The sequence below is a fragment of the Thioalkalivibrio sp. ALMg13-2 genome (genome assembly GCF_000381185.1).
GTDB lineage: Bacteria > Pseudomonadota > Gammaproteobacteria > Ectothiorhodospirales > Ectothiorhodospiraceae > Thioalkalivibrio > Thioalkalivibrio versutus.
On the sequence record NZ_KB906134.1, the window covers coordinates 1 to 12,305 of the forward strand.

Annotated in this window: 13 protein-coding genes and 1 pseudogene; 12 read left to right on the forward strand and 2 right to left on the reverse strand. The window is 61.7% G+C overall.

Annotation, left to right across the window (positions count from 1 at the left end; all coding sequences use genetic code 11):
* Window positions 1–496: 496 nt before the first annotated feature.
* The 8 genes from F618_RS0113675 (at window position 497) to F618_RS0113715 (ending at window position 8,614) form a co-directional block, all read left to right on the forward strand.
* Entirely contained in the window at window positions 497–760 is a 264-nt protein-coding gene (locus F618_RS0113675; protein WP_019568895.1) for an AbrB/MazE/SpoVT family DNA-binding domain-containing protein, read from the forward strand.
* Window positions 757–1,137, forward strand: coding sequence for a PIN domain-containing protein (locus F618_RS0113680; protein ID WP_019568896.1), 381 nt, complete (start codon window positions 757–759; stop codon window positions 1,135–1,137). Before F618_RS0113675 ends, F618_RS0113680 begins: the two co-directional genes overlap by 4 nt.
* A gap of 362 nt (window positions 1,138–1,499) precedes the next feature.
* Window positions 1,500–2,471 (forward strand): sulfotransferase domain-containing protein, encoded by a 972-nt coding sequence (locus F618_RS16435; RefSeq protein ID WP_231362688.1) that lies wholly within the window; start codon window positions 1,500–1,502, stop codon window positions 2,469–2,471.
* A gap of 70 nt (window positions 2,472–2,541) precedes the next feature.
* On the forward strand, window positions 2,542–4,338 hold the full coding sequence (locus tag F618_RS15035; RefSeq protein WP_019568899.1) for an ABC transporter ATP-binding protein: 1,797 nt from the start codon (window positions 2,542–2,544) through the stop codon (window positions 4,336–4,338).
* A gap of 45 nt (window positions 4,339–4,383) precedes the next feature.
* Entirely contained in the window at window positions 4,384–5,346 is a 963-nt protein-coding gene (locus tag F618_RS0113700; protein ID WP_019568900.1) for a UDP-glucuronic acid decarboxylase family protein, read from the forward strand.
* Window positions 5,347–5,377: 31 nt separating this feature from the next.
* The gene (locus F618_RS16440; protein WP_019568901.1) at window positions 5,378–6,574 is read left to right on the forward strand and encodes a DUF563 domain-containing protein; all 1,197 of its coding nucleotides are present in this window, start codon (window positions 5,378–5,380) and stop codon (window positions 6,572–6,574) included.
* 236 nt (window positions 6,575–6,810) lie between these two features.
* Complete coding sequence (locus F618_RS0113710) at window positions 6,811–7,632, forward strand: sulfotransferase family 2 domain-containing protein (protein WP_019568902.1); 822 nt, start codon at window positions 6,811–6,813, stop codon at window positions 7,630–7,632.
* 1 nt (window position 7,633) lies between these two features.
* On the forward strand, window positions 7,634–8,614 hold the full coding sequence (locus F618_RS0113715) for a glycosyltransferase family 2 protein (RefSeq protein WP_019568903.1): 981 nt from the start codon (window positions 7,634–7,636) through the stop codon (window positions 8,612–8,614).
* A gap of 27 nt (window positions 8,615–8,641) precedes the next feature.
* On the opposite strand, the gene F618_RS0113720 is transcribed toward F618_RS0113715, so the two are convergent.
* Window positions 8,642–9,349 (reverse strand): methyltransferase domain-containing protein, encoded by a 708-nt coding sequence (locus tag F618_RS0113720; RefSeq protein WP_019568904.1) that lies wholly within the window; start codon window positions 9,347–9,349, stop codon window positions 8,642–8,644.
* A 79-nt stretch (window positions 9,350–9,428) separates the two neighbouring features.
* Here F618_RS0113720 and F618_RS16445 point away from each other — a divergent pair.
* The 4 genes and pseudogenes from F618_RS16445 to F618_RS0113740 form a co-directional block, all read left to right on the forward strand.
* A pseudogene (locus F618_RS16445) lies at window positions 9,429–9,739 on the forward strand (transposase); the annotation flags it as partial.
* A gap of 669 nt (window positions 9,740–10,408) precedes the next feature.
* The gene (locus F618_RS0113730; protein WP_026287991.1) at window positions 10,409–10,645 is read left to right on the forward strand and encodes an antitoxin; all 237 of its coding nucleotides are present in this window, start codon (window positions 10,409–10,411) and stop codon (window positions 10,643–10,645) included.
* A 3-nt stretch (window positions 10,646–10,648) separates the two neighbouring features.
* Entirely contained in the window at window positions 10,649–11,056 is a 408-nt protein-coding gene (locus tag F618_RS0113735) for a type II toxin-antitoxin system VapC family toxin (protein WP_018938978.1), read from the forward strand.
* Window positions 11,057–11,680: 624 nt separating this feature from the next.
* Window positions 11,681–12,031, forward strand: a complete 351-nt coding sequence (locus F618_RS0113740; RefSeq protein ID WP_019563930.1) for a MarR family EPS-associated transcriptional regulator — start codon at window positions 11,681–11,683, stop codon at window positions 12,029–12,031.
* Between the two features lie 6 nt (window positions 12,032–12,037).
* Here F618_RS0113740 and F618_RS0113745 read toward each other — a convergent pair.
* A partial coding sequence (locus F618_RS0113745; RefSeq protein WP_019568906.1) for a transposase occupies window positions 12,038–12,305 on the reverse strand: 268 nt, incomplete at its 5' end.

Below are 12,305 nucleotides of genomic sequence, written 5' to 3' on the forward strand. Positions count from 1 at the left end.
AGGCGTCGGCGGTTGAACCCCAGGATCAGTGTCTTCGGGCCAGGGCATGAGAGGCCGGTGAGGAGAACCCCTGGCGCTCCTATGAGGTGCGCCCTTCCCCGGAAGGGCCGACCCTCGACTGTAGAGAAGGGCAGCTCCGCGACGAAGTGAAGTCCGGTCGGTAACCAACCCACGTATATCAGAGTGATCCACCGTCGCAATTCGCTTCTCGTGCCCTGACCCGAAGACATTGAAACAAGGAGGCCTCTATCGAACGCTATAGCCAACCGTTGACAGGTCAATCCATATCAGGAGCCCAGCCCCTTCGGGCGATCGGGCCTGTCCAACGCCGCAATCGTCGAGGGGCTCGGCTCCTACAGGTCCGGAGCCGCCGCCCAACCGGCGTCCTGGCCGCAGCGAAACGTTTAACCGTGAAGAACTGATCTGCCTCCGTCGTTCTTGCGCGCAGGACGAGTGCGTGTCACCTTCTATTGGGCCGTGGCATGAGGAACGATTGATGGCACATCAAGACAACGAAGTCCAGGTAGGGGCTCAGGGCCGCGTCGTCATTCCCGCGGGGCTGCGCAAGACGCTCAAGCTACAACCCGGCGACCGCTTGGTCGCGCGCCTGGTCGGCGAGAGCCTGGTGCTGGAACGGCGTGAACTGGTCGAGAGACGGTTGCGCGACCGGTTCAAGCACATCCCCAGGGACGTCAGCCTTGTGGATGAACTGATTGACGAGCGGCGGTCCGAGGCGACGCGCGAGCGCAAGGTTCCATGACCACGGTACTGGATGCTTCGGCATTGTTGGCCTTTTTGCATGACGAGCCGGGTGGCGACCAGGTGGCACCCATGCTGGATGGCGGCTGCGTCTCGACCGTGAACTGGTCCGAAGTGATGCAGAAATCGCTTCAACGCAAGGTGAACATACAGGGAATGCAGCAGGAATTTGCCGATGTCGGGCTGCTTTTCGAGCCCTTCACTGCGGAACAAGCCGCGTTGGCCGCACAACTCTGGGAGCCTTCCCGGCAGCACGGGCTGTCGATGGCCGACCGGGCGTGTATTGCTTTGGCGATGGATAAGTCGCTCCCTGTACTGACCGCCGACCGAGCGTGGGGTCAGCTGGACTTGGGGATCGCCATTCAGGTGCTGAGGTAAAAGCGCGCAAGCGCATCGACACCCGCGACATGGCGCCGGATGAAGCCGCCCACCGCATCCTGCTAAAGCTGGAAGCGATGGGGTTCATCCTTAACCCATAAACTTGCCCGAAAGTACGAAAGGGCCATATCCCGCCGGAGGAGCCTGTCCGCAGGCGAACGCTCTCGCCTGGGGCTGGCTTTGGCAGGCGCTTCGCCTGGAAGCAGGTTCCCACTGGGCGGCGAAGCCGTGCCGAGGTGTTGCGGCCTGCCTGGCTATCGAAGCCATCGCAGACGTAGGGGCTCCGTTCCTGGATGAACAGGTACTGGACGCGTGCGCGGAAATCGAGAGAAGGTCTGTTACTAAAGGTCTGTTACTAATAGTTGGCCGCCAAGCCAGTAACCGGTTATCCCGCCGGTAACGGAGAGAAGGGCCGGGATGACACGGGCGTTGTGGTTTATGGGTTGCGGGTCGCGCTGTGTCTGACAGTGTTCTTGAGGGTTTCTCCAAACATGTTGCGAATCCATATCGTTGGAAGCGGTCCCCGCACGGGAACCACATTGCTGGCAGAGGCCATGGGCGCATGTTTCGAGATCGACGAGTACTGCGAACATGAGGCGCCTGTATCGCGAGAGCCGGCATTGGGAGCCGAAGTTGCTCTTACCAAAGAGCCGGCGGACATTTCGGTGGTGCGTTGGCCCTTGCAGCTTGATCCGTCATTGCATGTGATCTGTATCGTTCGGGATCCCCGGGATTCGATCGTCAGTGTTCACAGGAGGGCGCCTGATCGGTATTACTCCAACCTTCGCTTCTGGAAGGTGTTTGTTCGCCATTTCCGTTATCTGGAGTCCCATCCCCGTTTCCACGGGGTTCGTTATGAGGACCTGGTCCACAACCCGGACGCGATTCAGGAACGGCTGGAGCGGCGGGTTCCCGGTCTGGTGCGCCGTCATGCTTTCAGTCAATTCCATGAGGTCGCCCGGCCAGGCGAAAAATCGGTGCGCGCCTTGCACCGAATGCGACCCATGGATTCGGCTAGCGTGGGTCACTGGAGAGACCATTTGCCGCGGGTCAAACAGCAAATCCTGGAGCATGGCGAGATCTCCGCAGACCTGGTTCGCTTCGGCTACGAAGCGGATTCCAGCTGGGAAGCGATGCTCGATGGGGTCGAGCCTGGAGGCTTTAAGTCAGTGTTGTCCGCGAAACGAAACTGGCGCATGCGCGCCCGTCGCTCCTTGCGGCTCAGTCGCGCGGTGGCCAATGCGCTTCTCAAGAAGGTTGGGTTGCCTCCAAGAGTGGTGTTCTATCCAATGGACAAGCCACTGGATATCGTCAGACAGCGGAGACGCCGCTGATCTTGCTGGCAATCTACCGTTTCCCTAGCCCGATGCCGGCAGCCCCCGGAGCCGACGGAATGTCGCGTTAATGCGTATCTACCATAAAGTTTTTGCACTGCTCAGCGTCGGGGAAAAACGCCGGGGCGGCCTCGTGCTCGGCATGGTCATCGTTATGGCCATGCTGGAAACCGCTGGCGTCGCCTCGGTTATGCCGTTTTTGACCGTGCTGGGTAATCCCGACGTGGTGCAGACCAATCCCGTGCTCAACGCCGTTTACGAAGGTCTCGGTTTCTCCACGGTGGATGCGTTCATTTTCTCACTGGGCGCGGCTGCCTTCGGGCTCATTCTGTTCTCCGCCTTCTTCCGTTCGCTCACGCACTACGTGATGAACCGCTTCATCGAGATGCGCCGCCACAGCATCGGCAAGCGGCTGCTGGAGACTTACCTGCGCCAGCCGTATGCCTTCTTCCTTGACCGCCACAGCGGCGACATGGCCAAGAACATCCTCTCGGAGGTAGATCAGCTTGTACTGAACGTTTTGCGACCCGGGATGCAGATGGTGGCCTACAGCGTGGTGATCTTCTCGCTGGTCGTCCTGCTGATTGTGGTGGACCCCTGGCTAGCTCTCGGGGTAGCCGTGGTAATTGGCGGCTTGTATGGGCTCATCTTTGGGGCGGTACGCGGCATCCTGGGCCGGGTGGGGCGCGACCGCGCCCGTGCGAACCAGGAGCGTTTCACTGCCGCTAGCGAAGCTTTGGGCGGCATCAAGGACATCAAGCTCCTCGGCCTAGAACACGCCTACCTCTCGCGGTTCGATGGCCCTTCGAACCGTCAGGCCCGTCATCAGGCCACCAGCCACACACTCAGCGAGATCCCCAAGTTCCTCATTGAGGCCGTCGGATTCGGGGGTGTCATCGTGCTCACGCTGGTGCTGGTGGCGACCCAGGGGGGCATGGAAAGCAATGCGTTGGGCAATGTTCTGCCCGTCCTCGGGCTCTACGCCTTTGCCGGCTATCGTATGCTGCCGGCCGCCCAGCGAATTTATGCCGGGATGGCACAACTGCGGTTCGGCGAAGCAGCTGTGGAGAACGTCTACAACGACCTGCACCAGCGTACCGCTCTGGCGGAGTTGCACCTACACGCCCCGCAGCCGCTGGAACCCAGGAGCACGATCCTCCTGGAAAATGTGCATTACACCTACCCGAACGCCGGCCGCCCGGCGCTGCGGGACATCTCTCTGGAGATCCCCGCGGGAAGTTCCGTGGGCATCATCGGGACCACCGGCGCCGGCAAGACCACCCTGGTGGACGTGCTCCTGGGCCTTCTGCGCCCTACCGAGGGCCGCATCGTGGTGGACGGGCGGCCGATCAACGACGACAATCTGCGGGCATGGCAACAGGCGCTTGGCTACGTTCCGCAGGAAATCTTCCTGACCGATAGCAGCGTGGCGGAGAATATCGCTCTTGGCGTGCCGTCCGAGCAGATCGACCGCGAGCAGGTGGAGCACTGTGCGCGCATGGCTCAAGTCCATGACTTCATCGCCCACGATCTGCCGGACGGCTACGACACCATGGTGGGCGAGCGCGGCGTGCGACTTTCGGGCGGGCAGCGCCAGCGTATCGGAATTGCCCGGGCGCTCTACCACGAGCCGTCAGTGCTGGTGTTCGACGAGGCAACCAGCGCGCTGGACCATGAAACGGAAGCGGCAGTGATGGAAGCCGTCTCCGTTCTATCCAGCATGAAGACGATCATCATGATCGCTCACCGTCTGGGCACCGTTTCGGGTTGCGACTGCATCGTCAAACTCGAGCATGGGGCCGTGCATTCGTGCGAAAGACGAGGCACTTCGTCAACGGGTCCGGATGTCCGCCCTCGACAGGCATAAGACGCGCTCCATAAACCATTCCATGAACAGCAAGGGCGCATCCCCATGCACTACAGCTTGCGCAAGAAAGTCCTGGTCACCGGAGGTGCCGGGTTTATTGGGTCCCACCTGTGCAGAGATCTGCTTCAGGAGGGCCACGAAGTCCTGTGTGTGGACAATTTCTTCACGGGGTCGCGCGATAATCTGCGAGATCTCGTACAGCACCCGCTATTCGAAGTCGTCCGGCACGACATTACGCAGCCCCTGTACGTGGAGGCGGACGAGATCTACAACCTGGCGTGCCCGGCGTCTCCGGTGCACTACCGGTTTGATCCAGTGCAAACGACCAAGGTCTGCGTACATGGTGCAATCAATATGCTGGGGCTGGCCAAGCGCACTGGCGCCCGAATCCTCCAGGCGTCTACCAGCGAAGTCTACGGCGACCCGGAAGTGCATCCCCAGAAGGAAGACTACTGGGGGCGCGTGAATCCGATCGGCCCTCGTGCCTGCTATGACGAAGCCAAGCGCTGTGCCGAAACGCTTTTCTTCGACTACCGTCGCCAGCATCGGATGCCGATCAAGGTGGCGCGTATTTTCAATACTTATGGGCCGCGGATGCACCCGCACGACGGCCGTGTGGTTTCCAATTTCGTTGTCCAGGCCTTGCAGGGGCAGCCCCTGACAATCTATGGCAACGGCGAGCAGACGCGCTCCTTTTGCTATGTCGATGACATGGTCAGAGGGCTGAAACAATTGATGCAGACGGACGACGACTTCACGGGGCCAGTTAACCTGGGGAATCCGACGGAAGTGTCCATGCTGGAACTGGCGCGGCAGGTCATCCGGCAGACCGGTTCCAGATCCCCGCTGGTGCACCACGAAGCTCCAGAGGACGATCCGCGACAACGTCAGCCCGATATCGCGATGGCGAGAGCGCAACTGGGGTGGGATCCCGTAACATCCCTGGAAGAAGGCCTGGAGCAGACCATTTCCTGGTTCCGGCAATGGCAGGCTGTGGCCTACGGCTGATCACCAGAGTATCTCGTAAGGAGCATGTGGCATGGCGTCCAGGCTGAATCCACGTGGGTGGGCCAAGGGGATGCTCCTGAAGGGGCTGCGTGCGTTCGAGGACATCGCCTCGGTTCGCCCGGGAGCCCAGGGCGTCGTGCGCTGGATTGATTCGAGCATGGCTGGGTGGGGTGCCGCGGACGCGGATCCGCCATGGACCCGGGAGCAGGCCCAGGCTGGGTGGACCGAGAAAGATCCAGTCGAAAACCCGGGCGTCTTCCATGTCCCGATGGCAGATGTCTGTATGTTCAAACCGCGCGATGACGGGGCGAGAAACACACAGGACCGTCGCGCTGCTGTGCGGGTTCAGCCCTTTCGTCGGATCGCATATCCTGGGGCACCCTACCTCTTGGCGCAAAGAGTCAGAGGCATCGTATCGAAGCGCTACCCGTTTCCGCGTACCGGTGCACATCTGCACGGCCGGGTCGCCTTGCTGGGCAACGAAGTGAGTGACGCGTGCAACTACTACCACTTCTGGATCGATACGGTGGGTGATTTTCTGATGCTTCGTGAGGCCTTTCCGCCCGACCTTCAGCCCGAGCGTTTTCTCATTTCTTACTCGGGGCAGCCGTGGCAAGAGCAAATTCTGGACATGATCGGCATCATGCCTCATCAGGTGATCCCCTATGCCGATTATGAACGGGTGACGGTTGACGAACTGCTCGTCCCCGTTCGCGACAAAGGCGCCATGAACATGACGAGTGGGCTTGTCGATCGGATCAGGGGTGCCGCGGGGCATCCGTCGGTCGGCAGTAATCCGGACCGTTTGCTGTACATCTCCAGGGGTGACACGACGCGCCGGCCCGTGCGGAACGAAGCGGATGTGCAGGCTCTGATGCACCGCCATGGAATCGAGGTAAAGGAGCTTTCGGGCATGGCCGTGATCGAGCAGATGGCGTTGTTTGCGTCGGCACGGCTGGTGGTAGCCACGCATGGTGCGGGTCTGACCAACCTTATGTGGTGCGAGGAGGGGACGAAGGTCATCGAGTTGTTGCCGGATCGTCATCGCGTGCCCTGCTTCCGGGACATCTGCCGGCAGCGGAAGCTCGAGCATCAAGTCATACTCTGCCCGCAGACGCCCGCGGAAGACGCTCTCTCCGCATCGATGGAAGTTTCCCTTCAGGACCTCGAGGCGGTGCTGATGGCGCATGGCTTTCGGGTGCCCGTGCCGATCTCCGCAGCAGGGTGATGTTCAGCCGACTGGATGGGCCTGGGCAAGCAGCCCAGTGCAACATCGGCGACGGCTACCATTGGGCGGCGCTTGGCCTTGCACCGAAAGGCCTCCATGTCGCAGATCGCACGCGCCAGGCGAGCACTGGCATCGCAGGCGCGGCGAAGACCCCACCCCATCGCGCGCAATTCACAGCGCAAGGCCGTGGCAGGTCTTCGCGGGCGGCGTGATCCAACAACCCGGCCATTCTTCCGATGATCATCAATCACGACCACCGCTTCGTCTTTGTGCACATACCGAAGTGTGCCGGCACGACGGTTCGGCGCCCGCTGGAGGGATTGAATCAATGGCAGGAGGCCGGGCATCCCTGGCGTCGGGAACATCCCAGCCTGGGCCTGGTGGACTACGCGCACATGCCTCTGGTGGTATTGCGGGAGCACTTTCCGGAGGCCTTTGCAGCGGTTGTCCACTACCAATCCTTCGCCCTGGTGCGCGATCCGTACAGACGGTTTGCATCTTCTGTATCCGAACGGATTCGCTGGGAGGGTGAAGGGTTGGTGGCGCGACTCAGCATTGCCGAACTGAAACGGGCAGTGGAAGCCAGTATCGCCTACCTCTCGCGGTGCGGCCCCTCGAGTTGTCTGCCTCTGGATTACATTCATTTCCAGCACCAGCGCGATTACATCGAGCTGGATGGCGAGCAAGTGGTCGCTACCGTATATCCCGTGGAACGGATCCACGCCTTCGTCCAGGCGTTGAAGGTATGTGTGGGCCATTCGGACCCTGTGGCAGTACAGGGCGAATCCGCGCCTCGTCGCGAGAATGCCGCACTCATGTACCGCTACGAGGCCTTGCGCCGAGCGCATGGACTGGTGGCGCCGATTATGGCCCGGCTGCGGCGAGTGCTCCCGGTATCAGCCACTCAGGGGCTTGAGGCCACGCTCTACGTGCCGCGTGATCGGCGCGCCCGGGGGGTGTTCGACTCCCATTATGTCCGTGATTTCGTGGAGTCATACTACGCGTCCGATCTCGAGCTGTACCACCGCGTGGCGGGTACGTCGAAGGAGAGCGGCTGAGATGAAGGTATCCATCGCGCTGGCGGCGTATAACGGCGAGCGCTACATCGAAGAGCAGCTGCAGAGTTTTCTGAAGCAGACGCGCTGGCCGGATGAAGTGGTCATTGCGGACGACGCGTCGTCCGATCGCACGATGGAGATTGTTCGACGTTTCCAGGAATCAGCCCCTTTTGTCGTCAAGGTGTTACCCGGCCGGGGACGTCAGGGTTTTGTGGCCAATTTCAACCGGGCCATAGCGGCGACCACGGGCGATCTGGTCTTCCTGAGTGACCAGGATGATGTCTGGTTCACGAACAAAATCGAGAAGATGGAGAGTGCTGCACACGGCGAAGAACCTGCCTGGTTGTTCATGTGCGATGCCGCGGTGGCCAATCACGACCTTTCTCACATCGGGCCGAGTAAGCTTGAGCAGTTTAGGGGAGCAGGACTCTCGCTGGACCGATTTGCGATCGGCTGTTGTTGTGCGATTCGCAGGGAGTTGCTGGACTGGGCTATGCCCATTCCAGTGAATTTCCGGTCTCATGACATCTGGTTTGTCAGGATGGCCGACGGTCTCCAGCGGAAGCACATCGTCCACGAAGTCCTGCAGTATTACAGGAGGCACGCCGACAATACGTCGGGGGGGAGTACAAACGCTCTGGCCCCAATGACCCGGGCAGGTTTTATGCGGGCCGTGTTCCTTCGTCGCTGGTCGGGCAGCGCCTCCTGGGCGGTGGATGCACGCCGCGAGGCGGTGTGTCTCCACATGCTCCACGCGGGCATGGAAGAGGCCGCTCGTAAGCGCTCCGGGCTTGGTGCACGGGAGTTCGAGGCCCTGGCGGCCCGATTCGCAACGCTCGCCCGACAGCTCGATAGTCGCGTACGGCTGCACGGGATGCCGAGGCCTCTCCGGATCCGCCATGTCATGGTTGTCTGGTGGCGTGGTGGCTACCAGATGTTTAGCGGCTGGAGAAGCGCGTTGATGGATCTGCTCGTCAGGTAAGTGCTGTCCATCCTCAACGGAGTGGGTTCAGTCGGGCCCGATTCCCTGTTCCTGCGGTTGGGCTGGTTTGCGCAGCATATAACAGATCCGCAGATTGCCCATGTAGCGCTGAGCGATGGAAAGGCCCAATCGCTTGGCGGCCTCCTCGAACCAGTCGGGGTAGAAGCGGATGCAGTCGACCGGATGGCGGTGGTAGGGGAACCCCGGCGGGTGGGTATGCAGGATCAGGTGCCCGCCCGGGTTCAGCTTGGCAGCCAGGTCGCCGACATGCCGGTACGGATCGATCAGGTGCTCCAGCATGGCCTGCGAAATGATCAGATCGAAGGTGCCCAATGCAGGAGGCGGGTCGGAATAGTCCCAGTGGTGATCCATGTCCGGATGCAGCCCGGCAGTCACGATCTCGGTCGTCGGTATTCCGACGAGGTGCGCATAGTGCGGTTTGTCGCGGTTGTATTCCCCGGGCAGGAGGACGCGGCGTATGGGCGTCTCGATGCACTGAACCGCGTGGACAATCGTTCCCCGGATCGTCCCGCTCTCTTTCTCAAGGCCCGCGATGTGCAGATCGGAGTGGGCGGTGTCATGTCGGAACTCGCCATGTATACGGGACAGCTTCGGAATGTCCCATTTTTCGAATAGCGCATGCTGAATCTGCGAGCGGTTGCAGAGGCGCAGGGCGAGGTGCAGAAAGGCCTTTGCCGTCAGTCCTCGCGTGCGGGCGTACAGGTTCCGAATCATTTTTGCGCGTGGGGAGATGGGCTTGGGGCAGTGAGAGACCTTGGAGCGGTGTTGGGCCGATCCGGGCTAAGTGTCCGCCGTGGGCGCTGGAGTTTGCAAGCTGGGAGCCGCGAGCGAACGGGGAAACGGTAACAAGAAACGCGCGGAAACGCTGTGGGAAGGGCGCTACAAGTCCAGCCCAGTGCAGACAGAGACCTATCTGCTCGCCTGTACGCGCTACATCGAGTTGAACCCCGTTCGGGCGTGAATGGTGCCAGCGGCCGGTGACTATGCCTGGTCCAACTATGCCAGCGGATTGGCGAGGAGGATTGCGGGATCGATCCGGACCCAGCGTACTTGGACCAGGGCGACAACGAGGCCAGGCGGCAAGCACGATACGCCAGATTTGTGCGGCTTTGGTGCTTGAAGAACCATTCGTGGTCAAAACCGTCATGCATCCCTTTGACTGGAGGGGGTGACGATGCGCACGACCTATGACGAAGGCGACGACATTCTCGTCCTGCAGATGTGTTTGACTCACGTGCGTGTGCAGCGCGTTGCCTGTCGAGGAATCATGTAGAAGGAGGTCGGCTCGTGCATCCACTGATTCACCAGAACCGAAACGGGGTAGAACCCGGGCACGCACCGCGCTGGTGCGATCGGGCCTAACCAATGCCCCATCGCCGAGAGGGTCGGCTCCTACAATTCAACGGCCCACGGCCCACGGCCCACGGCCCGCGGCCCTGCGCCACACGGCCTCGGCCGGAGGGCGCCCCCTGGCTCATCATCCCGGCCGTAGCGCTACCCCACCTCGTCATCCCGGCCGTAGCGAAGCGAAGAGCCGGGATCTCCACCGCTAGTGGCAGCCCGGACGCACGAGATCCCGGATAACCGCTCCGCGGTTTCCGGGATGACGGTGGGGTGGCGCGGTTTCCGGGATGACGGTGGGGTGGCGTGGTTTCCGGGATGACGGAGGGCCGCGCTGGTTGTATGAGCCGAACCCACTGAGCGATGAGGCCTGGAAACACGCCGCTGGCTGGGATATGCTTTAGGCATATGCAGCCATTTTGGGGCTAGATAATGAAGCGACGCACGGCGAGTTTGTTTCGGAATGGGCGCAGTCAGGCCGTACGGCTGCCGAAGGGATTTACGTTCGATACCGATGAGGTGGTCATCGAAAAGCGCGGGGATGCATTGATCCTGCGGGCCAAGCCGCGGTCCTGGGATGATTATTTCCTGGGTCCTGCCGAGACCCTGCCCGACGACTTTCCCGATTCGATCGAGGATCGAATGGCCCAGGATCGCGAGGCGTTGTGATCCATGCGCTATATGCTGGACACGAACATCTGTATCTACATCATGAAACGCCGGCCGCCCGAGGTGCACGAACGGTTACGCCACGTGCCGGTGGGGGAGGTCGGCCTATCCGCCGTCGTCCTGGCGGAATTGCGTTACGGCGTTTGCCGGTCGAATCAGAAAGAGCGTAGCGAGGCCGCATTGGAGCGTTTTCTGGCTTTCACGCAGGTGTGCGACTGGCCGGAAGAAGCAGCCGACCATTACGGAGACATCCGGGCTGAGCTGGAACACGCTGGCGCCCCCATTGGCGCAAACGACCTTCTGATAGCGGCGCACGCACGGGCAACAGGAACCGTACTAGTGACGAACAATGGGCGCGAGTTTGAGCGTGTGCCCGGGCTGCAGGTGCAAAACTGGGTGTCTGCACATTGACCGCGCGCCGGTATCCCCGCGCCGACACGCGGCAGCGTTAGTCCGCGGCCGGAACGCTACACCCACCCCGTCATTCCGGCCGTAACCGCACGCCCGCCTCCTCATCCCGGCCGTAACCGCACCCCGTCATCCCGGCCGTAGCGAAGCGAAGAGCCGGGATCTACACCGCTGGGGGTCGCCCGGACGCCCGAGATCCCGGATAACCGCTCCGCGGTTTCCGGGATGACAGTGGGGTGGCGCGGTTTCCCGGATGACGGGGGCGGGCGTGGATGCGGAGTTGGTTTTCGGGATGGTTCTCGGGGTGGGGCGCCAGGCTGATGGATGGGGCGAGCCGCGGCCGCAGGGAAACCTCGTCCCGTCATCCTGGCCGTAACAAAGCGAAGAGCCGGGACCTCCTGCGGTAGCACCGCCCTGATGGGGCCGGCAAAAACCAATCCCTCCCGTTGCCCTTTCTTGCGCGCCCGTCCTATTGTCATGCGACCAGCCGATATGCTCTACTTGTGGCCTTCGTTCACCCCGTGAACGCACAGTCAGGAGCTACCCCCTGGGCGGGCCCGCGAAAACTCCGGGTGCACCGCCCCGGCGGTAGCGTGCCCAAACGACGCCCATGACCCAGATAACCTATTGATTGAAGAAGATCTTCATCTGGAAGTGCTCCGCCTGCTGGAGCGCGAGCCGGACATGAGCCAGCGCCAGCTCGCGCGGGCGCTGGGCCTGTCGGTGGGCAAGACGCACTACGCGCTCAAGGCCGTGCTCGACCGCGGCTGGGTCAAGGCGCAGAACTTCCGCCGCTCGGATAACCGCTCGGCCTACCTGTACCAGCTCACGCCGAACGGCCTGCAGGAAAAGGCGCGCCTGGCCTACAGCCTGCTCCAGCGCAAACGTGCCGAGCACGAAACCCTGATGGACGAGATCGAACAACTCCGCGCCGAGGTGCAAAACGCCAAACCCGCGGATGAGCCACCCACCCCGTAGGAGATTCTATGTCTCTCCACAAGGGATCTTAGGTTGGTAATCGGTCTGATTTTTCATCAAGGCGAAGGCGACGCGGGCCAGCTTTCGAGCCAAGGCGTTCAGTGCCTGGGTCGTCGCCAGGCCACGGTCCAGGCAGCGCTGGTAGTAGTCACTCCAGGCGGCTTTCGACTTGGCCTGCATCGCGGCCAGATAGAGCAGCCGTCGCAACTCTGGATCGCCCTGTTTGGTGAGTTTGCGCTGCCCCCGTTTCGTGCCGGAGTCGCGTATGCGGACA